Source organism: Dietzia timorensis, assembly GCF_001659785.1.
GTDB lineage: Bacteria > Actinomycetota > Actinomycetes > Mycobacteriales > Mycobacteriaceae > Dietzia > Dietzia timorensis.
Map to the genome: position 1 here is coordinate 3,156,667 of NZ_CP015961.1, position 21,710 is coordinate 3,178,376.

General features: G+C 65.6%; 22 protein-coding genes and 1 tRNA gene. 13 read left to right on the top strand and 10 right to left on the bottom strand.

The features are described 5' to 3' along the window. Nucleotides 1–203: 203 nt before the first annotated feature. The 4 genes from BJL86_RS14590 to BJL86_RS14605 form a co-directional block, all read right to left on the bottom strand. Nucleotides 204–1,760 (bottom strand): alanine/glycine:cation symporter family protein, encoded by a 1,557-nt coding sequence (locus BJL86_RS14590; protein WP_067477423.1) that lies wholly within the window; start codon nt 1,758–1,760, stop codon nt 204–206. A 143-nt stretch (nt 1,761–1,903) separates the two neighbouring features. Continuing rightward, the gene (locus tag BJL86_RS14595) at nt 1,904–3,271 is read right to left on the bottom strand and encodes a UDP-glucose dehydrogenase family protein (protein ID WP_067477420.1); all 1,368 of its coding nucleotides are present in this window, start codon (nt 3,269–3,271) and stop codon (nt 1,904–1,906) included. A 161-nt stretch (nt 3,272–3,432) separates the two neighbouring features. Beyond that, a complete protein-coding gene (dcd, locus tag BJL86_RS14600) occupies nt 3,433–3,999 on the bottom strand; it encodes a dCTP deaminase (protein ID WP_067477417.1) in 567 nt (188 codons plus the stop codon). Between the two features lie 87 nt (nt 4,000–4,086). After that, nucleotides 4,087–4,965, bottom strand: a complete 879-nt coding sequence (locus tag BJL86_RS14605; RefSeq protein ID WP_067477414.1) for a hypothetical protein — start codon at nt 4,963–4,965, stop codon at nt 4,087–4,089. A gap of 342 nt (nt 4,966–5,307) precedes the next feature. Between BJL86_RS14605 and BJL86_RS14610 the strand changes: the two genes are divergently transcribed. The 4 genes from BJL86_RS14610 (at nt 5,308) to BJL86_RS14625 (ending at nt 7,733) form a co-directional block, all read left to right on the top strand. Continuing rightward, a complete protein-coding gene (locus tag BJL86_RS14610; protein WP_067477411.1) occupies nt 5,308–5,574 on the top strand; it encodes a hypothetical protein in 267 nt (88 codons plus the stop codon). An 84-nt stretch (nt 5,575–5,658) separates the two neighbouring features. Continuing rightward, a tRNA-Gly gene (locus tag BJL86_RS14615) sits at nt 5,659–5,732 on the top strand. Between the two features lie 54 nt (nt 5,733–5,786). Beyond that, on the top strand, nt 5,787–6,296 hold the full coding sequence (locus BJL86_RS14620; RefSeq protein ID WP_067477408.1) for an SRPBCC family protein: 510 nt from the start codon (nt 5,787–5,789) through the stop codon (nt 6,294–6,296). A gap of 261 nt (nt 6,297–6,557) precedes the next feature. Further along, entirely contained in the window at nt 6,558–7,733 is a 1,176-nt protein-coding gene (locus BJL86_RS14625; RefSeq protein ID WP_067477405.1) for an SGNH/GDSL hydrolase family protein, read from the top strand. 10 nt (nt 7,734–7,743) lie between these two features. On the opposite strand, the gene BJL86_RS14630 is transcribed toward BJL86_RS14625, so the two are convergent. Next, nucleotides 7,744–8,670, bottom strand: a complete 927-nt coding sequence (locus BJL86_RS14630; protein WP_067477402.1) for a M57 family metalloprotease — start codon at nt 8,668–8,670, stop codon at nt 7,744–7,746. A 281-nt stretch (nt 8,671–8,951) separates the two neighbouring features. Here BJL86_RS14630 and BJL86_RS14635 point away from each other — a divergent pair, with 281 nt between their 5' ends. Further along, entirely contained in the window at nt 8,952–9,548 is a 597-nt protein-coding gene (locus BJL86_RS14635; protein WP_067477399.1) for a dihydrofolate reductase family protein, read from the top strand. On the opposite strand, the gene BJL86_RS14640 is transcribed toward BJL86_RS14635, so the two are convergent. After that, the gene (locus BJL86_RS14640) at nt 9,530–9,991 is read right to left on the bottom strand and encodes a flavodoxin family protein (protein ID WP_067477396.1); all 462 of its coding nucleotides are present in this window, start codon (nt 9,989–9,991) and stop codon (nt 9,530–9,532) included. The genes BJL86_RS14635 and BJL86_RS14640 overlap by 19 nt on opposite strands. Nucleotides 9,992–10,110: 119 nt before the next feature. Between BJL86_RS14640 and BJL86_RS14645 the strand changes: the two genes are divergently transcribed. Further along, nucleotides 10,111–10,683: a hypothetical protein gene (locus tag BJL86_RS14645; protein WP_156515425.1), complete on the top strand. Its 573-nt coding sequence runs from the start codon at nt 10,111–10,113 to the stop codon at nt 10,681–10,683. 16 nt (nt 10,684–10,699) lie between these two features. On the opposite strand, the gene BJL86_RS14650 is transcribed toward BJL86_RS14645, so the two are convergent. Further along, complete coding sequence (locus BJL86_RS14650) at nt 10,700–11,605, bottom strand: glycosyltransferase (RefSeq protein WP_067477389.1); 906 nt, start codon at nt 11,603–11,605, stop codon at nt 10,700–10,702. Nucleotides 11,606–11,986: 381 nt separating this feature from the next. Between BJL86_RS14650 and BJL86_RS14655 the strand changes: the two genes are divergently transcribed. The 6 genes from BJL86_RS14655 (at nt 11,987) to BJL86_RS14680 (ending at nt 18,755) form a co-directional block, all read left to right on the top strand. Then, complete coding sequence (locus BJL86_RS14655; RefSeq protein WP_067477459.1) at nt 11,987–13,885, top strand: BCCT family transporter; 1,899 nt, start codon at nt 11,987–11,989, stop codon at nt 13,883–13,885. 169 nt (nt 13,886–14,054) lie between these two features. Further along, nucleotides 14,055–15,251: an LLM class flavin-dependent oxidoreductase gene (locus tag BJL86_RS14660; protein WP_075845065.1), complete on the top strand. Its 1,197-nt coding sequence runs from the start codon at nt 14,055–14,057 to the stop codon at nt 15,249–15,251. 62 nt (nt 15,252–15,313) lie between these two features. Further along, nucleotides 15,314–16,423, top strand: coding sequence for a dimethylsulfone monooxygenase SfnG (gene sfnG, locus BJL86_RS14665; protein WP_067477386.1), 1,110 nt, complete (start codon nt 15,314–15,316; stop codon nt 16,421–16,423). Further along, nucleotides 16,420–17,667 (top strand): acyl-CoA dehydrogenase family protein, encoded by a 1,248-nt coding sequence (locus BJL86_RS14670; RefSeq protein ID WP_075845066.1) that lies wholly within the window; start codon nt 16,420–16,422, stop codon nt 17,665–17,667. The genes sfnG and BJL86_RS14670 overlap by 4 nt, the downstream gene beginning before the upstream one ends. 47 nt (nt 17,668–17,714) lie before the next feature. Continuing rightward, a complete protein-coding gene (locus BJL86_RS14675; RefSeq protein WP_067477380.1) occupies nt 17,715–18,245 on the top strand; it encodes a flavin reductase family protein in 531 nt (176 codons plus the stop codon). 39 nt (nt 18,246–18,284) lie between these two features. Then, a complete protein-coding gene (locus BJL86_RS14680; protein WP_067477377.1) occupies nt 18,285–18,755 on the top strand; it encodes an SRPBCC family protein in 471 nt (156 codons plus the stop codon). 34 nt (nt 18,756–18,789) lie between these two features. Here the strand turns inward: BJL86_RS14680 and BJL86_RS14685 are convergent, their stop codons facing one another. Both BJL86_RS14685 and BJL86_RS14690 read right to left on the bottom strand, forming a co-directional pair. Further along, nucleotides 18,790–19,662 (bottom strand): uroporphyrinogen-III synthase, encoded by an 873-nt coding sequence (locus BJL86_RS14685; protein WP_067477373.1) that lies wholly within the window; start codon nt 19,660–19,662, stop codon nt 18,790–18,792. Nucleotides 19,663–19,674: 12 nt separating this feature from the next. Further along, nucleotides 19,675–20,094: a pyridoxamine 5'-phosphate oxidase family protein gene (locus tag BJL86_RS14690; RefSeq protein WP_067477370.1), complete on the bottom strand. Its 420-nt coding sequence runs from the start codon at nt 20,092–20,094 to the stop codon at nt 19,675–19,677. 176 nt (nt 20,095–20,270) lie between these two features. Here BJL86_RS14690 and BJL86_RS14695 point away from each other — a divergent pair, with 176 nt between their 5' ends. Continuing rightward, entirely contained in the window at nt 20,271–20,807 is a 537-nt protein-coding gene (locus BJL86_RS14695; protein WP_067477367.1) for an NADPH-dependent FMN reductase, read from the top strand. Nucleotides 20,808–20,925: 118 nt separating this feature from the next. Here the strand turns inward: BJL86_RS14695 and BJL86_RS14700 are convergent, their stop codons facing one another. Beyond that, nucleotides 20,926–21,600, bottom strand: a complete 675-nt coding sequence (locus tag BJL86_RS14700; RefSeq protein ID WP_067477364.1) for a DUF4282 domain-containing protein — start codon at nt 21,598–21,600, stop codon at nt 20,926–20,928. Nucleotides 21,601–21,710 lie beyond the last annotated feature (110 nt).

Sequence of the window (21,710 nt, forward strand, 5' to 3'; positions counted from 1 at the left end):
GACTGCGACCAGACAACCTTCACATCAATATTGTGCCACAAAATTGAGGAGATCGAACCCCTAGTCGCGAAGCGAATCGGCACGTCCGACGTCATAAATGGAAAAACCGGTGCCGGAGCGCGATGCTCCGGCCCCGGTTATGGACCACACTTTTGGGCCCAAGGTTCGCGATGGTGGGCGCCTTTCGGTTATGACGCCGGAGGCTAGACCTTCTCCGGCGTTCCCGGGCCGTCGACCTTCTTGACGTTGTAGCCGTCGGCGCGCAGCTCCCACAGCTCCGCGTTGCGGATGCCGAGCGTGCGCGGGTCGAACTGCGGATCGAGGCCGCTCTTCTTCTGCGCGCGGAAATCCCCCAGCACCTTGAGCGCGGGCACCTGCAGGACGAGGATCGCGAGGATGTTGAGCCACGCCATCGCGCCGACGCCGATGTCGCCGAGCGCCCAGGCCTGGCCGGGCTCGGTGCTCAGGCCGCCGATGGCGACCGCGACGACGATGAGGACGCGCAGCACCCACACGAGCGCGCGGCGCACCGTGTGGTTCGGCACCCACCGCATGACGTAGGTGAGGTTCGTTTCCGCCATGTAGTAGTAAGCGACGATCGTCGTGAACGCGAAGAAGAACAGCGAGAGCGCGACGAAGGACGGGCCCGCGCCCGGGATCGAGCTGAACATGCTGTCGATGCCCGCCTGCGCGAAGCCCGGGCCGGCGGCGACGTCGTCAGCGATGCCGCCGGAGCCCCGCTGCAGGATCTCGCTCGGCTCCTCGACGCCGTTCTGGTACACGCGGTACATGCCGGTCGAGAGGATGAGGAAGGCAGTGGCCGAGCAGACGAACAGGGTGTCGATGTAGACGGCGAAGGCCTGCACGAATCCCTGCTTGGCGGGGTGGGAGACCTCGGCGGCGGCCGCCGCGTGCGGGCCCGTGCCCTGTCCGGCCTCGTTCGAGTAGAGGCCACGCTTGACGCCCCACTGGACGGCGAGGCCCCAGATGGCGCCGTACACGGCGTCCGTGCCGAAGGCGGAGCCGAAGATGCTGCTGAACACGTCGACGATCTGGTCGTAGTTCATGAACATCACGACGATCGCGACGACGATGTAGATCGTCGCCATGAACGGCACGACGTAGGAGGCGAAAAGTGCAATACGCTTGACGCCGCCGACGATGATGAGCAGGAGGAGCGAGACGATGATGAGTGTCGGTATCCACAGCGGCAGATCCCAGGCCTGGTTCGCCGATTCGGTGATGCCGTTGGCCTGCACGCCGGGCAGGAAGAAGCTCATCGCGATGACGGTGACGACGGCGAACAAGATCGCGTAGAACAGCGAGAAGTCGCGCGCCTTGGTGTGCTTGTATGCCTTCTCGATGTAAAAGGCCGGCCCGCCGCGGTATTCGCCGGTGTCCTGATCCTTTTCCTTATAGACCTGGCCGAGCGCACATTCGACAAAGGATGTGGCGGCGCCGAGGAACGCCATGACCCACATCCAGAACACCGCGCCGGGACCGCCGAAGGCGATGGCCGTGGCGACGCCGGCGATGTTGCCCGTGCCGACGCGGCCGGCGAGGGAGATCATGAGCGACTGGAACGAGGACACGCCCGAATCGGACTTCTGGCCCTTGACGATCTGGCGGATCATGTCGGGGATATTGACGACCTGCACGAAGAAGGTACGGACCGTGAAGTACAGGCCGGCGCCGAGGCAGAGGACGATAAAGGGCGGACCCATGATGTTGCTGGCAAGCCAATCAATGGCATCGCTCATGAGGGGCGAACCTTTCTAACCAAGGAAATAGGATTTCCTCAAGTTAGAGGATGGAACGTGCCCGACAGAAGGTTTCCGCGAGTTTGTTTACGCACCGGAAACAGCGACCTCGGTTTATAAGAAATAAATCACCGAATCCGGTCCTACCGCCCGCGCCCAAGGGCGCGATAGTCGAATCCGGCGGACTCCCAGGCCTCGCGCGGGAGGCAGTTGCGGCCGTCGAGGACGTGGCGCCCGCGGGCGACCTCGGCGACCGACGCCGGGTCGAGCCCGATGAACTCTTTCCATTCGGTCGCGACGATGACCATGTCCGCGCCGGTGCATGCCCCGAGAGCGGAATCGGCGTAGCCGAGCGTCGGGTAGAGGCGGCGGCAGTTGTCGAGAGCCTGCGGATCGTAGACCATGACCTGCGCGCCCTTGAGCGAGAGCATGCCGGCGATGTTGAGCGCCGGCGAGTCCCGCACATCGTCCGAATCCGGCTTGAACGCGGCCCCGAGCACCGCGACGGTCGTGCCGATAAGCGAGCCACCCATGGTGTCGACGGCGAGCTGCACCATCTTCTCTCGGCGGCGCATGTTGATCGCGTCGACCTCGCGGAGGAACGTGAGCGCCTGGTCCGCGCCGAGCTCGCCGGCGCGCGCCATGAACGCGCGGATATCCTTGGGCAGGCAGCCGCCGCCGAAGCCGAGGCCGGCGCCGAGGAAGCGGCGGCCGATGCGCGGGTCCATGCCGATGGCATCGGCGAGGACGGTGACGTCGGCGCCCGCCGCCTCGCACACCTCGGATACGGCGTTGATGAAGGAGATCTTCGTCGCCAGGAACGCGTTGGCGGAGACCTTGACCAGCTCGGCGGTCGCGAGGTCCGTGACGATCAACGGGGTCGCGGTCTCGCCGGCGTCGCGCTGCTCCGGCGTCATACCTTTAAAAAGGATGGACTCGTAGGCCTCGTAGAGAAGGTTCTGGCCGAAGGTGGGACCCGACTCCGGATCGGACAGGCCGATGACGACGCGGTCCGGTTCGAGCGTGTCCTTGACCGCGAAGCCCTCGCGGAGGAACTCGGGGTTCCACAGGACCTCAAGGGTGACTCCGTCCGGGGTGAGCTCGTCGGCGAGCTCCTGCAGGCGGGCCGCTGTGCCGACGGGGACCGTGGACTTGCCGACGATCGCGCTGTTGCGGGTGAGCGTCGGCGCCAGCTCCCGCACCACGGCCTCTACATAAGTGGTGTCCGCGGCGAAGTCGCCCTTGCGCTGCGGGGTACCGACGCCGATGAAGAAGAGTTCGGCATGCTCGGCGGCCTCACCGTAGTCGGTGGTGAAGCGCAGGAGACCCGAATCCACCGTGCGGCGGAGGAGCTCGGGCAGGCCCGGCTCGAAGAACGGGACCTCTCCCGCGGCGAGGCGGGCGATCTTCGCCTCGTCGACATCGATGCCGAGCACGTCGTGCCCCAACTCGGCCATACAAGCGGCGTGGGTAGCGCCGAGATATCCGGTACCAAAAACGGCCATACGCATACGACCGATAATCGCACGCCGCAGTGGCTACCGATTCGCCATAGGAAGAAATATCGCCGCCGAGGAAGTGAACATCGGGTGATCACATGACCGGCAAGTAACCTTTTCGCGAACGCCCGCGCGCCGAGAGCTTCGCGTGGCCGCCCGGCCGCGCCGAACTACTACTGCCGGAAGTTGAGGTACGCCTTCGACGGCGTCGGCCCACGCTGCCCCTGGTACTTCGAGCCGACCCCGCTCGAACCATAGGGACGCTCGGCGGGGCTGGAGAGCTGGAACAGGCACAGCTGCCCGATCTTCATCCCCGGCCACAGCGTGATCGGTAGGTTCGCCACGTTAGACAGCTCGAGCGTGATGTGGCCGGTGAACCCCGGATCGATGAAGCCCGCGGTCGAGTGCGTGAGCAGCCCGAGCCGCCCGAGCGAGGATTTACCCTCGAGCCGACCCGCGACGTCCGCGCCGAGCGAGACCCGTTCGAGCGTCGCGCCGAGCACGAACTCGCCGGGGTGCAAGACGAACGATTCGCCCTCGGGCGTTTCCACGTGCGTCGTCAGCTCGTCCTGCTGCAGGGCCGGGTCGATGTGCGTGTACCGCGAGTTGTTGAACACGCGGAAGAACTTGTCCAGGCGCACGTCGACGCTCGAGGGCTGCACGAGGGATTCGTCGAGCGGATCGATCCCGAGGCGGCCGGAGTCGAGGCTGGCGCGGATGTCGCGGTCTGATAAAAGCACGGAGATAAGGCTACCGCCCCCGACTTGGGCGCCGGAAGAACACGGGCGGATTCGCGAGTGCGGATTCCCGCGGGCGCGGCCTGCCGGCTACGCGCCGCGTGAGTCGTCGTTGCGATCCTGCAGCGGACGCGCCATCACGGGCTCCTGCCCGATCGGCTTCGCCGACATCCCGCACAGGCGCCGGATCTCGCGGCCGAGGTCCGCGACCGTCACGCAATCGGTGGAGAAGTCGATCCGCCACTCGCGGCGCACCCCGCCGAGGTCGAGCGCGGACATCGTCACCCCGAACCGATCGAGCGCGGTGAGCACCGCCGTCTGCGGCAGCGCCAGTTCCCCACCCTGCCACTGCGCCTCGTGGCGCAGGTTGTGGAGCATTTTTCTCATGACGCCGGACGCCGGATCATTAAGCCGGGCGAGCCACACGGCCTCGATATCACAGAAAGGATCGGGAGCTGCCAGCTCGAGCTCCTCCGGGAGGATGCCGTCGCAGCCCGTGGAGTCGACGAGATCGATGCGCTCGGGCCGCATCACGAGGAGGCGGACTTCCGTGCCGACGGCGAGGAGTTCCGGGTGCGCGACGTCAGCGGCGATCTCCAGCGCGAGCACGCGCTGCTCTTCGAGACCGGGGAGCGTGATCGAACCGGTGACGCTCGCGATCTGCCGGACGAGGTGCCCGGGGCGATCTCCGCACGGGCACGAGCCGAGAAGTCCTGCGCCCGAGGGACCGAGTTCGGTCTGATAAACGCAATCGAGGAGTTCGCAGCGCGCCGTCGCTGCCATCAGTTCGGCCTGCCCGCCGAACGATTCGATGCCGAGAACGAGCGCGCCGCGGTGCAGGCACGAGAACACGATCGGGAAGCTCGCGGCGGGCGGATAGCCGGGTACCGCGAAGATCTCCACCTGGCCGCAGCCGGCCCGAACCAGGGAGGCGAGTCGTTCGGACGGGTCGGCGATCGCCGTGTGCATTGCGCCCCCTTGGTTCTTGCCTATCGAAGCGGCGTGGTCATGTTCGATGAACGTGGATCGTGCTGTGCTTGGTGCGCGAGCTTCCGAGCTACGGTTCAGCTTTTCGCGCTGCGGCGGTAATCTCAATCCACGGACTCACGATGGTTTTAAGTGGCACTCGGGGGCCCTGCCCGACCCCCGAGTGCCTAACGGAGCGCGGTCCGTGACGAGCCGCCGCGCTTCACATTAGGTAAGGCTTACCTGTAAAAGCAACCCCTAACCGAAACTTTTTTCTGTTGCCCTTACCCCTGCCGGTCGCCGTCGTTTGGCAAAAGACCCTTCTGAAGTGGTGGAATGGGTGGCATGACACGTCCAGAAGAACCTTCGAAATACACGTGGAAGTGGACCATCTGGTCGACTGTTTTCCTCGGCATCGGGGTGGTCGTCTTCTTCATGGGAGTTACCGCCGGGGCCCCGCTGTGGCTCTCGCTCGCACTCGGTTTCGGAGTCGCGATCCTCGGCGGGATCGGCATGGGCATCGTTCCGCGAAACCCACCGAAGCCCGGAATCCACGGCAAGGGCTCGATGCCGGGCGGTGCGCGCAGGCAGTCGAAGGCGCCCAGAAAGTAGCCAACTCTGCGTGCTAAGCTAGGCGCAGCCTGCAACTCGGCGACCGCTTTTCATTCGAGAAGTTCGCTGGAGTTTTCGCAGCGTGCCGATGTAGTTCAATGGTAGAACTTCTGCTTCCCAAGCAGACAGCGCGGGTTCGATTCCCGTCATCGGCTCCACTCTAATGATTTACCCGTCGATCGCTGTCCCACATTGGGCCGTATCGTGGCCCCATGGCCCGAATCAAGGAAGTGTCCGACGACGTCATCATTGCCGTCGATCCATCAATCGCGTACGAAAACGTCAGTGATGTCACGCAGATGCCTCGGTGGAGCCCCGAGAACACTGGAGCCGAGATCGATGCGTCCGAGAGGCCTCAAGCCTCCTCTAAGGCCTACGTCGGCATGACGTTCGTGGGCTCCAACGCACGGAGCGGGTTCCGCTGGCACACTCGGTGCGAAGTCACAGAGGCCGATCCGGGGCGAAAGTTCACGTTCCGAGTTCGCGAATACGGTTTCGGGAAGCCGATACTCAAAGTCCCGGTTGCTACGTGGTCCTACTCGTTCGAACCCGTTGAAGGCGGGTGCAAAGTCACCGAAACATGGACGGACGACCGGCGCTGGCCCGATGCGGTGGCAGCGGTGTTTGACCGGATCGTGACAGGCAAGACAGGTTTTGCGCAGTTCCAGCAAGGCAACATCCGACGCACGCTCGAAGGCCTCAAGGCGGAGCTGGAGCGATAGCCGGTCGCTCACCGTCACTCGCCATCATCGAGTTAGGGCGTCAGCATGCGCCAGGATCGTGACTCGGGTGCACGCATTCGAAGGATGGGAATTGCTCGGCCGTCGCGTTGCGAATATCTACAAACGTGGAGTCACTGCGGCGATCGCGCCGGACTTCCAAGAACGAAGGATTGCCCGGTTTATACGAGCTCCATTTGAACGTTTCGGAAAGCAAGGCTGAGGTAGCTTGGCGGTACTCACCCGACGAGATCAAGGTTTCACATGAGTTCTTCGCGAGAGCTTCGCCCCGTCCCGATAACTTCGAATCTGATTCACGGCGCGCTCGATCTGGAAACCACCGAGCGCGGGCTCGTCCCCTGCAGGCTGCCGGCGTGGGCGCGCGAGAAGGCGGACGGCCAGCTTTTGTCGGCACAGGCGCAACCGGCCGGCGTGCGATTGGCCTTCCGCACGGCGTCAACAAGCGTAGAGCTGAGCGCACACCGCACATACCCGGCGTTTCGAGGCGTTGCGCCCCGCGCCGATTGCCACGTCGACATCGTGGTCGACGGCAGGCCACTGCGGCAGGTGGAGACGAGCGGCGGGACGCGCATGACGATCGACCCTGCGAGCGGGAGCGTCGAGGTCGATGAAGGGCCGTCGCAGACGATTCGGATCGACGACCTGCCGAGTGGCGACAAGATCATAGAAATCTGGCTGCCGCACTACGAAAGAATCGAACTGGTTTCGCTGCGCGCCGACGAGGCGGCCACGCCGGTCGCCTTCGACTCCCGTCCGCGGTGGGTGCATTACGGGAGTTCGATCAGCCAGGGCTCAAACGCGACGGCGCCGACGCGCACGTGGGCAGCCAGCGTTGCTCGCACGGCGGGATTCGAGCTGACCAATCTCGGATTCAGCGGGAGCGCGATGCTCGACGAATTCGTCGCGCAGGTGATTCGAGATCTTCCCGCCGAGCTGATCAGCGTGAAGGTGGGGATCAACCTCGTCAATGCAGGTGCCGTGCGCACCGAGGAACTCGCCCCGCTGCTCAATGGCTTTCTCGACACCATTCGCGAGGGGCACCCGAAGACTCCGCTGGTGGTGGTGTCGGCGCTGCATTGCGCGATCCATGAGGACAACCCCGGCCCGGCGGCGACCGATTTCGGCGACGGCGAAATTCGCTACCTGGCCACCGGTACGGCGGAGGATGCGGCCGCGGGAATGCTGACGCTCCGCGCCGCACGCGAGGTGATCGCCGAGGTCGTCGCCCAGCGACGCGCAGCGGACCCCAACCTCCACTTCGTCGACGGGCTCACGCTCTTCGGCGCCGAGGACGAGGCGGCCTACCCCTCGGCGGACCGCCTGCACCCGCCCGAGGATGCACACGCTGTGATCGCCGATCGCTTCACCACAGCGATTTCCGGGCTCGTCGAAGGCGCACCAGGAGCGCCGTCGCTCTAGCGTCACGGCATCAGCTACCCAGCGAACCGGTGATCCCCTCCAGACTCGAAAGCGGTTTTTCCGTCGGTGACGCCTCGTCCTCCGGGGCGCCGTACGCCTTCTGCACTCCCTCACGGTCGAGCTCGGAGAACTCCATGTCCTCGGCCGTGCCGTTGCATTGCGGGTAATGCATGATCGACGTGCTGTCGTACGGCGTGAGCGGAACCCAGTTATCGTCCTCGTGGCAGGTGCCTGCCTCGGGGCGATTGTGCTCGTGCCGGAAGCCAAGTACGTGCCCGAGTTCGTGCCCCATCACGCCCTCCGGCGAGTAGTCGGTGGACAGCACATCCTTCGACACGAGGATGTTGCGGCGGGACTTCGACGCGCCCGGCAGGAATGCACGCGCCAGGTATTTGTCCGTTGTCGTCGGCTCGATGGAGAACAGGACGTTGTCGTTCGAGGTGTTGCAATCGTCGTCCTCTTCCGGCATGTAGCGGAAGTCGATCGCCGGCGACGCCTCCTCCCAGTTCGCCGCCCCCTTTTCGACGGCCCGGGCGATTTCGCCCTTTTCATCGCCGAACTTGTCGGATACGCAGTACGTCAGGTTGCCGACGTTCGACTTCTTCCACAGTTTCGCGCGGCCCTCGTCGTTCTTGTTCGCGACGAGGTCGTTGATGTGCGTCTTATCGTCATCGCCGGGAGTGGCCTCGTAGAACTCGCGGAGCTCTTCGATATCGGCGATCGGCAGATCCCCGTCGACGATGTACTGTCCATCCGAATCCTTATATGTATCGGCGAGAAACTCCTCCCAGCTCGGCTTGGATTTCGAGGTGTGAGTTTCCGCCCCCTCCGGCGCCGGGTCGGCGGCAGCGCCCTGAATTCCGATTGCCGTCGAAAAGACCACTCCACCGGCCACGAACAGTACAGACGCGCGCTTGCGCCACGTTTCCTCGAACATTAGTCCCCCGCTATAGGTACAGAATTTAGTTAGGAGGATTAACGTTGTGAATCACCCTAACTTTGCCTTGCGGGGAGCCAGACTAGGTAGCGCCGACGAGCGCGCGCAAGAGGTTTGTGAGCACCAATTCGCGAGTGTGGGTATCCCCATAATCCACTTGAAATAGGACCCGCCATCGCTTATGGCGCCCGCGAGAAACACGATGCGGATCCCGCACGAACGGACAAGAACACGCGGCCCCTTCTCGGGCAACGTGGAAAGGGCTCGAAAGGAGAATCACCATGAGCTCGGAGTCCCGCGAGGGCGCGTTTGTCGTTTCTGTTCTGACGTCGCTGGACGGATACTTCGAGGGGCCCGGCGGCGACCTGTCGCCCATGCCGTTCGAAGACGCCTTCAACACCCACAATCTCGAGCTGCTGCGCCAGGCGGACACGGTCGTCTACGGGAGCACATGGTTCCCGAACAATTTCCGGCATTGGTCGGCGATCGCGCAGGACCAGAAGAGCGGACGCCGGGACGTGGACACGGCGAGATTGGTCACCACGCTCGCCTCGCTGGTGATCAGCGACTCGATGACGATCGGGCCGGGTGATCCGTGGGCTCCGACGTCATCCGTGGTGGCACGTAGCGAGGCGCCGGCGGAGATCGCGCGACGCAAGGCGAATGGCGAGTCACTGTTGATGTTCGGCAGCGCGACGACGTGGAATCCGCTGCTCGCCGCGGGGGTTGTCGACGAGCTCATCGTGCTCGTCGGCGCCGCGATGCTCGGCGAGGGATCGAAGATGTACACGGGCGAGCGCGCGGGGTTGCGACTGCTCGAGGCGAGCGTGGTGCCGGATTCGGAGCTGGTGAAGCTGCGCTACGACGCGAGGTGCTGAGCGAAGGCCTTCGCGGATTCGAGGTCGCTCGCGGTGGGGCTCGATTTGTTGACCCCGCCGATGAGCCCGAACGGGCCCATGGTGTCGAGGCCGCGGCAGTGGAAGCCGCCGACGACGCGGAAGCCTTTCGCCTCGAGCGCCTGCTGCATCCCGTCCATGTAGCGCGCGAGGACGGGCGGCTGCGGGAAGCCGCTCGTGGCGAAGAAGAACGCATCCTTGCCCTCGCCCGCCGGCAGCGACGCGACGAACTCGCGGAGGCTCCTCCGGAAGTTCATCCAGTAGATGCCCGATCCGAAACCGACGAGATCGGCGGCGGCGACCGCGGTGGCGGCCTCCGGACCTGGGGCATGGATCTGGGCGCCGAGTTCTGTGGCGATGACGTCGGCGATCTTGCGCGTGTTGCCGTGAGGGGATCGCGAGGTGGTGACGATCGTGGAGTTCATAGCGGTGCCGGTTCCTTTGCGGGGTCGCGTCGGCGGGCGCCACGGGCGCATCCGCCATCGCCGTATACGGTACTCGGCTACCCCGAGTACGAGGATGTTTTGCCTGGTAGTCTGGCGTTATGGGCAGCCCGAGCAGTTATGGGACGGACCGCCCACACGTAGTGATCACCGGTAAGGACGCCGCGCACGTCGCCGGCCTCGCGCGCGCGATCGAAAGCACCGGAACGCGGACCACGGTCGCAGAAAAGCGTAGTGACCTCCACGGCGAATCGGTCACCGCTCTGCTCGTCGTGCTCGAACCGGTCGAGGACGATAACTGGCGGGACTGGCTACACAACGAGACCGACATCTGGGACGTGTTCGACGATGTCGTCCCGCACCTGTCCAACCCGTCGACCGGGCTGATCGTCGGATACACCGCGACCGACGACCCGGAGACACGCTCGGACTACCGGCTCGCGTGGGAGGATCTGGCGTCCGCGTTCGAATCGGCAGCGATTTCCGACGGCGGCGTGGATTTCACGATGAATGCCATCGAGGTTCCCGTGCGCTCGGACCGGGAGGTTCTCGAGGCGCGGCTCGCGGAGTTCTTCTCGAAACGGCGCTCGACCTACGCCAACCACGTGGTCGTGCCCTTCGAGAATCTGCATAACTCGTCGATCATCGCCGAGCTCACCAACAGCGTGATCTAGCTGGCATGAACGAGTTCTAGACCGCCGGGCTATCCTGCGGCTCCGGCGCGAAGCCCGGCCAGTCCTGCGCGAGCCAGCCCCGGACCTCGGTGATCGGCTCGTCGAGCGCGGCGGGCCGGTGGAAGAGCGCCGAGTACGCGAGCTTGAGCAGCGGGCGGGGCAGCGAGCGGAAAAGCTGACGGGCGACGTAATTGAAAAGTGCGCGGGGACGACCGATGAGCCCGAGTGAAACGAGGTTGAGTTGCATCGTTTTCTCGGCGGAAGCGAGGCGGGGATCGGTGCGCCGGTCGAACATCGACTCCGGCGCGTGCTGCAGCGTGAGCACCTCGTCGAGGCTGCGCAAGGAATACCCCGCGGCGATGAGTCGCGCGAACAGGTCGTAGTCCTCCATGAACAGCACATTCCGGATGCCGCCGACGTCGGCGACCGCGTCCTTGTCGAGAATCACGGTCGGGTTGTTCAGCGGACTATTGATCTTGACGTAGCTCGCGATTTCCTCGGGCTCGGAGGGGAGGCGCCGAACGCGAACGACGTGGTCCGGGGCGCCCTCGAATTCTAGGATCGCGCCGCCCACTGCGGCGTACTCGCCTTTCGACACCACTGGCCACTGTTTTTCCAGACGATCCGGCATCATGATGTCGTCCGCATCGTGGCGGGCGACCCAGCGATTCCGGGCCAACGGGAGCGCGTCGTTCATCGCCTCGGCCACTCCCCTGTTCTCCTCGAACCTCACGACCGTGAGCTGCGGGCCGGCATGCGCGTCGAGAAAGGATTCGACTCCATCCTGCACCGGCCCGTCGAGTACGACGAGAATCTCGTCCGGCTGCGCGGTTTGGTGCGCAATGCTGCGATAAGCACGAGTGAATTCGTCCGTGTCCACGCCGATGTAGACGGGCAGAATGCAAGTGATCGGCAATGCCATGACGGCCCTTTCGAAGAATGAAGTCGGCGAAGTCTGAGTTGAACCCTCGTGCAATTCCCTTAATTATAAGCTCGGCTTAATTTCCTTCGCAGGCCTCGACACTCGCATGCGACCGCAGGGACTTAACGACAGGCAGCGACAGTTCCTTCCCCGCGGGCAATAGGAGCTCGCATCGCAGAATGTGTGCACCGTTCTGCGTGGATTTGTGTAGCGCGCCGAAGACGGTAGCGTTTCCCCAATCGCGACTCGATCGCTCTCTGCAGGATTCCTGCGCCTTCCCTTAGCTGAACAGGACGATGAACCATGCCCGGAAAAACTTCCTCCGACGAACCTCCGTCTGCCGGCGACGGCGCGCGCGGCGCGTCCAAGGACGGAACCCTGATGGGGAACCTCCTCTCGCCGAACACGACCACCACGGTGGGCGTGTACCCGCACGACATGCATCCGGGGCTCGTCCCGGGACTGAGCATCGAAGAACAGCGCAACACCTTCGGCATGAACAAGGCGCTGTTCGCCACCACTGCCGCGCTCATCGTGGCGTTCATCGCCTGGGGCATCATCGACCCCGATTCGGTCGGGACCGTCTCGTCGACGATGTTCGGCTGGGCTATCGAGAATCTCGGCTGGCTCCTCAACATCGTGATGATCCTCGGGCTCGCCGTCATGACCTATCTCGCCTTCTCGCGTTTCGGGCGAATCAAACTGGGTAAGGACGACGAGGAACCGGAGTTCGCGCTGTTCTCCTGGGTGGCGATGATGTTCGGCGCCGGTATCGGCGTCGGCATTTTCTTCTTCGGGCCGTCAGAGCCGCTGAGCCATTACCTCACCCCGCCTCCGCACAGCGTCGATCCGGAAACCCCGGAGGCTCTACACCTGTCGATGGCGCAATCGCATTTCCACTGGGGCCTGATGATCTGGGCGCTCTACGCGATGGTCGGTGGCGCGCTCGCATACAGCTCGTACCGGCGCGGCCGGGTGACGCTGCTCAGCTCGGTGTTCAAGTCACTCATCGGTAGCGACCGCTCCGAAGGGCTCGCCGGCTCCATCATCGACATGATGGCGATCATCGCGACGTTGTTCGGTACCGCGGCAACCCTCGGGCTCTCCGCGATTCAGATCGGGCAGGGCGTCCAGATCGTCTCCGGTGTCAGCGAGGTGACGAACACCGTCCTCATCGTCATTATCGGGATTCTCACCGCGTGCTTCATCGTCAGCGCGGTGTCCGGCGTCTCCCGCGGCATCCGTTACCTGTCGAACCTCAACATCACACTGACGCTCGGGCTCATCCTGTTCGTGTTCCTACTGGGGCCGACTCTGTTCCTGCTCAACCTGGTTCCCGCCGGCATCCTCAGCTACGCCGACAACCTGCTCGACATGATGAGCCGCGGCCTGTCCTGGGGGCAGGACACCATCGAGTTCCAGGCCGTATGGACCTCGTTCTACTGGGCGTGGTGGATCGCGTGGACGCCGTTTGTCGGCATGTTCATCGCGCGCATCTCCCGCGGCCGCACGATTCGCCAGTTCGCGTTGGTGACGACGCTGGCGCCGACATTCATCCTCATCCTCGCGTTCACGATCTTCGGCGGCACGGCCATCAGCTTCAGCCGCGAGGACTTCCCGGGATTCGACGGTTCGGCCTCCTCGGAGAACGTTCTGTTCTCACTGTTCGACAACCTGCCGCTGGGCACGGTCACCCCGCTGATCATCATTTTCGTGCTTGCCGTCTTCTTCATCACCTCTGCGGATTCGGCGTCCGTCGTCATGGGCACCCTGTCGGAGAAGGGCAACCCTGCGCCCAATAAGTTGATCGTCGTCTTCTGGGGTCTGTGCATGATGGGCATCGCCGTGGTGATGCTTTTGGTGGGCGGCGAAACCGCACTCACGGGGCTGCAGAACCTGACGATTCTCATCGCGATCCCGTTCTCGGTGGTGCTCGTCGGGCTCGCGGTCGCCTTCCTCAAGGACCTGTCGACCGACCCGGCCGCGATCCGGCGCACGTACGCGCAGACCGCGATCAAGAACGCCGTGGTCAAGGGACTCGAGGAGCACGGCGACGATTTCGAGATCTCGGTGGCGCCGTCCACCGACGGTCGCGGCGCGGGCGCCGATTTCGACTCGACGTCGGAGAAGGTCACCGACTGGTACCGGCGCACCGACGACGAGGGCAACGAGATCGACTACGACTACTCGTCCGGCGAGTGGGCCGACAGCGAGAAGGCCGAGTCATCCGCTGACGACTCAGGTTCCGAGGAGTACGGCGGCTCCGCCGACAATCGATAGGGCTCCACGCCCCGTCATTCGAGTCCGGCTCCCCTGCCCTAACGGCACGGGAGCCGGACTCGTCTTGCCTGCGCGAGCCTAGTGACCGGCGCGCAGTATTCCGGCCCGTTAGATTCACCGCGAATTGAACGGTGGTTCGCCGGCGCGGCGCGCTGGTGTACTTCCGGACATGGCTAATTCCGAGATCACCCTGCACTGGTTCCTGCCCACCTACGGCGATTCGCGCGCGATCATGGCCGGCGGACATGGGACCACAGGGCATTACGGCGAGCGCGAAGCCGACCTCGGCTACCTCACCCAGCTCGCCCTGGCCGCGGAATCCAATGGCTTCGATTCCGTGCTCGTGCCGACGGGACTGTGGTGCGAGGACGCGTGGATCGCGACCGCCGCGCTCATCGGAGCGACGAAGCGCCTGAGCTTTCTCGTGGCAGCTCGCCCCTCGCTGGTGAGCCCCACGGTGATCGCCCAGCAGGCCACGACGTTCCAGAAGCTGTCGAACGGCAGGCTCAAGCTCAATGTCGTGATCGGCGGCGAGGACCACGAACAGCGCGCGTTCGGAGACCACCGCAGCAAGGAAGAGCGCTACGCCGTGGGCGACGAATCGCTTCAGGTCATCAACCATCTCCTCACCGAGGACGAGCCGATCACGCTGCGCGGCGAGCACGTCGACGTCGAGAACGCCGTGCTTTCGCGCCGCCCGGCGCAGCCGCCGCAGGTGTTCTTCGGCGGCTCCTCTCCCGCCGGCATCGAGGTCGCCGCCAAGCATGCGCAGGTCTACCTCACCTGGGGTGAGCGCCCCGCCGACGTGCAGGCGAAGATCGAACGCGCGCGCACAGCCGCAGCCCGGCACCGCCGCGAACTCGACTACGGCATCCGCCTCCACATCATCGCCCGCGAGACCGAAGACGAGGCCTGGACCGAGGCGCAGCGTCTCATCGACGGCCTCGACCCCGAAGTGGTGAACCAGATCCAGGGCGGACTCGCGCGCTCGCAGTCCGAGGGTCAGCGCCGAATGACCGCGCTGCACTCGCGCGGCGACGGATTCACCCACGGCACCGATGCCCGCGAGCTCGAGGTCGCCCCCAACCTGTGGGCGGGCATCGGACTCGTTCGCGGCGGGGCGGGCACGGCGCTCGTCGGCTCGTACGCGCAGGTCGCCGAGCGCATCGGCGAGTACTTCGATGCCGGCCTGAGCCACTTCATCTTCTCCGGTTACCCGCACCTCGAAGAGGCGTTCCACGTCGGCGAGGGAGTAATCCCCGAGCTGCACCGCCTCGGTTACGGCGTGAAGAACCGGCCGGCCCCCGAAGGCGAGGCACGCGCCGCACAGGTCCCCTTCGCACCGGTCGCCGCCAGCGCCTCGTAGAACACCCTCGCCCGCCGACATTCCCGGCAGGGCCACACCACACGCAACGAACAGGAACCACCATGTCCACCGCAGGAATTACAGAGAATCTGCAGTACGCCTACTGGGTGCCCAACGTGTCCGGCGGGCTGGTTACGTCAAATGTAGAGCAGCGCACCGACTGGGGCATCGACTACAACGTCGCGCTCGCCCGCCACGCCGAGGAGGTCGGCTTCGACTACGCGTTGTCCCAGGTGCGCTACCTCGGCTCCTACGGGGCGAACAGCCAGCACGAGTCGGTGTCGTTCTCGCTCGCGCTCCTCGCCGCGACCGAGCGGCTCAAGGTCATCGCCGCCGTGCACCCGGGCTTTTGGCAGCCCGCCGTGCTCGCGAACCTCGCCGCCACGGCGAGCGAGATCCACGGCGGCCGCTTCGCGCTCAACGTCGTCTCCGGCTGGCTGCGCGACGAATACGTGAAGTTCGGCGAGCCCTGGCTCGCGCACCAGGACCGCTACGAACGTAGTGCCGAGTTCCTCCAGGTGCTGCGCAAGATCCTCACCGAGGAGAACGTCGAGTTCGCCGGCGACCACTACCGCATCCGCGACTACACGGCGAGCCCACGCCCTGCGGTTGTACCCGAACTGTTCCAAGGCGGCACCTCGACCGCTGCCCGCCGCAACGGCGGCCTCTACTCCGACTGGTACTTCACCAACGGCGCCTCGCCGGAGGCGATCGGCGAACAGATCGCCGAAGTGCGCTCGCACGCCGAGGCCGCAGGCCGCGAGGTGAAGATCGGGCTCAACGGGTTCGTCATCCTCGAAGACACCGAGAAGGAGGCGAAGGAGCGGCTTCGCGAGATCGTCGCCGGGGCCAATACCGAGGCCGTCGAGGCCTTCCGCTCTTCGGTGAAGGAGGCCGGCGCTGCGACCGGCGACGGCAAGGGAATGTGGGCCGACTCCTCGTTCGAGGACCTCATCCAATACAACGACGGCTTCAAGACCGGGCTGATCGGCACGCGCGAGCAGATCGAGGAGCGCATCGACGCCTACCGCAAGGTCGGCGTGGACTTGATCCTCACCGGCTTCCTCCACTTCGACGAGGAGCTGCAGCGCTTCGGCCGCGAGATCATCGGGCATGACGCCGGACGTGCCGAGCCCGCCCGCGAACGCGTCCTCGTGTCCGGCGCACGATGAGCGCCCCCACGACGACGCGCGCACTCCGGCCGGCGGCTTCGGCGATCGGCGGACCCCGTGCCGCCGCGACCTCTTCACCCGAGGCGGCGCTGTCGCCCTCGGCCGCGCCCTTCGACGCGCTCCTGCGCGAGGCAGCGCGGATCGGCGAGCGAGCGCGGAACGTCGCCGGCGAACGCGAAGCCGGTGACCGCGAACTCTTCGCCGAGGTCGACGAACTCAAGGCGTCGGGGATTCTCGGAGCGGCCGTGCCCGCGCGCCTCGGTGGCCCGGCGACAGCGGCCGGAGACGTTTCCCCTTCGCAGCGCGCCGAGCTCCTCCGGGTCCTCGCCTACGGGAACGGCTCGCTCGCGCAAATCGTGCAGCCGCATTTCGTGTTCGCCAGGTGGCTGTTCTCCGGCCGACGGCCGAGTTCCGAGCGGGAGTGGGCCGAGCGGATTCTCGGCGGGTCGCTGCTGTCGAACGCGCAGGCCGAGCGCGGACCGCACGTCGCCGTCACACTTGCCGACGATGCGAAGAGCGCGCGCCTCGACGGCGTGAAATACTTCTGCACAGGCTCGCCGTACGCGGACCACCTCGCGGTGAGCGCGTTCCACCACGGCGCCTCGGACGAGACGCTTCCCGATGTCGTCGCTTTCGTCGACGCGCTCGCGCCCGGCGTGCGGCTCGTCGACGAATGGGATGCGCTCGGACAGCGGCTCACCGGTTCCGGCCGGGTCGAGCTCGATGCGGTGAGCGTCGGCGCCGAGAACGTCTTCGCCTTCGACACCGATTCCCTGCCCGCGTACGGCGCGTTCGCGCAGCTGTTGCACGCGGCGATCGATGTCGGTCTCGCCGAGGCCGCGCTCGACGAGGCGCTCGATCTGGCCCGCGCGGCCGGTATCGGCGGCGAGCTCACCGAGCATCTCGCCGGGGAGCTCGCCGCGCGCGCCTTCACCGCGGGCGCGGTCCTCGAATCCGCCGGGCGTGCTGTCGACCAGGCCTTCGACGCCGGTGTCGACGCGGACGGCCGCGCCGCGCTCGCCGTCGGCGCGGCGAAGGCAACCACCGGGGAGCTCACCGTCGACATCGCCTCCCGCGTGTTCGAGCTGACCGGCACCCGCGGCATCGCGCCGAGCGTCGAGCTCGACCGCCGATGGCGCGATCTGCGCACACACACGCTCCACGAGCGACGCCGCGACAAGCTCCGCATCCTCGGGCGCTCGTTCCTCGACGCCACCCCACCCGCGACAGGCACACAGTTCTGACCGATCCGAACGGCGGCACACGATCCGCCGACAGCGAAGGGAATCTCATGACCACGACCTCCATCCGCCACGACGACCCCGCCATCGCCGATCTCTCCCCCGAGGTCAGCGGCAAGGACCTGCGCAATATCCTCGCCGGCGTCCCCACTCCGATCGCCACCGTCGCCGCGCTCGTCGACGACGTGCCGGTCGGCATGGTCGTCGGGACGTTCGTGGGCGTGAGCCTCGAGCCGCCGATCGTGTCGGTGAGCCTGCAGAAGTCCTCGTCGACGTGGCCGCTGCTGCGGCGCGCCGATTCGCTCGGCGTCTCCGTGCTCACCGCCGATCACTCGGGCCATATCGGCCGGCTCAGCGGGCCATCCGCCGAGCGTTTCGACGGCATCGGCTGGACGGGCGACGACTCGGCGGTGTTCCTCGACGGCGCGGCCGCCTCGTTCCGCACGCGCATCCATTCCGAGGTCGACGCGGGCGACCACGTCATAGCGCTGCTCACCGTCGACTACGCCTACTCGCGCCCGTCCGCCGCGGACGCGCTCGTCTTCCATAATTCGAAGGTCACCACCCCGCACATCGGCTGAGGCACGGCCGCATCGGCGAGCGCGGGTACAACTGGAGGCATGTCCGAACGCATCGAAGTCGCCCGCTTCATCCCCGCAGAGCCCGCCGAAATCTTCGCCCTCCTCTGCGATCCGTGGGGGCACGTCGCCATCGACTCCTCCGGCATGCTCCAAAGCGCGAGCGGCTCGCCGGTCACCGCCGCGGGCGAGGAGTTCACCATCCACATGGACCGCGAGGCGCTCGGGGACGTGGACCTCGGCAAGTATGACGTCGCCGTGCAGTTCACCACCGTCGTCCCCGATCGCGAGATCGCGTGGACCATCGACGGCGCGATCAAACCCCCGATAGGCCACACCTACGGCTACCGCCTCGAGCCCACCGACGGTGGCACCACCGTGACGAGCTATTACGACTGGTCCACGGCCGCGCCGGAATGGAAGAAGATCTTCCCGGTGATCTCCGAGTCCGCGCTCAAGGGAACCCTCGGCATCCTCGACCGCACGGTCCGCCACGGCTACTACCGGCCGTAAATCGGCTTCCCGCTTTCAAGCACGAGCCCCTCGCCTACGCCCGCTGCGCGCGGAGGAGCGCGAGTGTGTGGCGCGACAGCGCCCCGAGGCGCCACCGCTCCGGAATCTCCACGGCGACACCCGCGTCGATGAGCGGTCCCGCCGTCACCGGTCCAACGGCCAGGGCAAGCGTGCGGTCGGCGAAATTGAGAAGTGCGCCGTCATACCAACCGAGCCGATCCGCCTCGCGCAGCCAGGCCTCCGAGCCTGGCGCGGACGTAAACAGCACGGCATCGAACTCGCCCTCGGCCACCTCCCGAATGCTGCGCTCGAGCACCTCACGGTCGGCCGGCGGCCCCCACCGGTAAACAACCAGCCCTATGACGTCGGAGCCCGCCGCCCGCAGGTCCGCATCGATCCCGTCGGCACCAGAACCGTGGAACTGCACGGCAACCTTCGCAACATCGAGATCCTGCGCGAGGAGATAGCCGCGGAGCTCATCACTCAACCCATCCGGCGCCTCCCACTCAGGCGCGAAACCGGCCTTCTTCACCGCGCCGGTGACCTTCGCGCCACGCGAGACAATGCGCGCCGAGGCGAGAACGTCCTCTAGCTGCTCGCGGATCCCGAAGTGTTCAGCCGCCTCGAGCCAGCCAGTGAACCCGACACCCGTCGTCGCGACGACGATGTCCGGACGCTCGGCGACGACCCGCTCGGTAGCGCGGCGGAGCTCCTCGTCGTCCGGATGGGCGATCGTCGACATCGGCGGGGCGACGACCGTCTCGATGCCGTGGCGGCCGAGGACCGTGACGACATCGCCGGCGCGCCGCTCGAAGGCCGCGAGGACGCGGCAGCCCGCCAGCGCGTCCGCACCGACGTCGACAGCCTCGCCCGCGGCATCGTCGGACTGTGGTGACTCACTGGACACTGACGTTCCTCCTCAGACGCTCATCGAGGCGAAGCGCCACTTCGTGGGGCGGAATGAGTACACATTCTCGTCCGGCATATGTTCACTCGCCATCTCCACGAAGCGATCAATCGCCTCGCCTTCGAGATAGCGGGAGGCCAGCTCGCGGTCGTCCGCCGACTCTGCCTCGCGGACATCCACCAGCTCCAAGTCTACCGCTACAAAAGTGGCGTTCTGCGCAGATTCCTCTACGACCAACGTTGCGGCACCGGCGTGGGCGAGAAGCTTTGCCTTGCGCGTCGAGGCCGAGGTGACGATCCGAACGCTTCCGCCCGGCTCGTACAGATACCAGACCGGAGTCGCCGCTGGCGGACCGCTTTCTGCGGCCACCGCGAAGATGCCCACTCTGGGGTCTGCAAGAAATTCCCGCGCTGCCGTTTCGTCGAAAGCCATAGGTTCACGATAAGCACGATGACCGACACTTCAAGACGGTTAGCCCTCCACCTGGGAGGAACCTCTCGGGAATATCACCGCGGGCCGAACTGTTGATTCGTCTACGAAATGCCCGTACAACGTTGGTAGAACGTTGAACGAAGGCAAAAGACATCTACTTAGAGGAGTTCGACGAAATGAAGGTTGGCATCATCGACGGTTCGGTCCGCGAGGGACGCAAGTCCACCACGGTTGCCGAGTGGGTCAAGCAGAACGCGGACAGCCACGGCGGCGCCGAGTTCGAGATCGTCTCGCTTGCGGAATTCAACATCCCGATCCTCACCAGCGCCACGGTCCCCGGCGCCGCGAACCGCCAGTACGACACCCCCGAGGTGCAGAAATGGTCCGAGGCGATCGATTCCTTTGACGCCTTTATCTTCGTGACCCCCGAGTACAACCACGGCGTGCCCGGCGCGCTGAAGAACGCCTTCGACTCCATCGGCCCGGAATGGCAGAACAAGCCGGCCGCGATCGTGTCTTACGGCGCCGACAACGGTGTCCGCGCCGTCGAGCAGTGGCGCCAGATCCTCGCGAACTTCAACATGCACGTCGTGCGCTCGCAGGTCTCGCTGTCCCTCTTCACCGAGTTCTCCGAGACCGGCGTCTCGCCCGAGGAGCGCCGCACCGGCGAGATCAACGGTCTGCTCGACCAACTGATCGCCGCGGGCAAGTAGGTTTCCGTACCTCCGACGTCATAGTTGGGGGTAAGCGGGGACGAACGAGAGAAGGTGCCCTACCGCGAATGGATTCGCGGTAGGGCACCTTCGCGATTTGTGGGGTGCGGCGCGCGGGTTATGCTTGCGAGCGGAGTTCGCGGCGTAGTCCCTCGATTTCCTGGCGCGTGCCCGCGGTGTTCTGTGAGGTGCGGACGAGGGCGATCATGAATTCGAGGGAGAGGCGGATGAGCACAATGTAGATGAGCGGCGGGATCCAGCCGAAGAGGACGAAGGCGACGAGGACGAGCCAGCCGCCATCTCCGGCTACCGCCGCGCCGAGCGAGCTGAGGAGGCCGATGATCCACAGCAACGCGAAGACGATGATGAAGAACATGTAGATGAATCGCGCGAATTTGATCGCGATGAAGCTCTGGAACGACATATCGAATAGCGCGGAGAAGAATCCCCTCGCCTCGGCGGCTGCCGGCCCCTGCTGCGGGGCGCCCCACTGCTGGTTACCCTGCGGCGCTCCGCCTGCCGGGATACCGCCCGAAGCGTAGCCGTAACCACCGAACTCGCCTCCCGGGTACTGACCTGCCTGCGGGTAACCGCCCGAGGGATTGTTGGCGCCGGGCGGATACGTGCCGTCCGCCGGGTACCCGCCGGGCTGTGAGTAGCCGCCGGGCTGTGAGTAGCCGCCAGCCGCGGGGTAGCCACCTGAGGAATTATTGCCACCTGCCGGAACGGAGCCACCCTGCGGACCTTGGCCGTCGGGCTGTGGGGCGTAGGGGTTCCCGGGTTGGTCGGTCATTGCTGCCTCCTTGTGGGGATATCTCGTGAGCGATGTTCACGCTACCTTTGCGATAGGTGGACAACACCGGTTTCCCGTTTTCTCGGCTTTCGCCGGTTCGTGAGGCATTT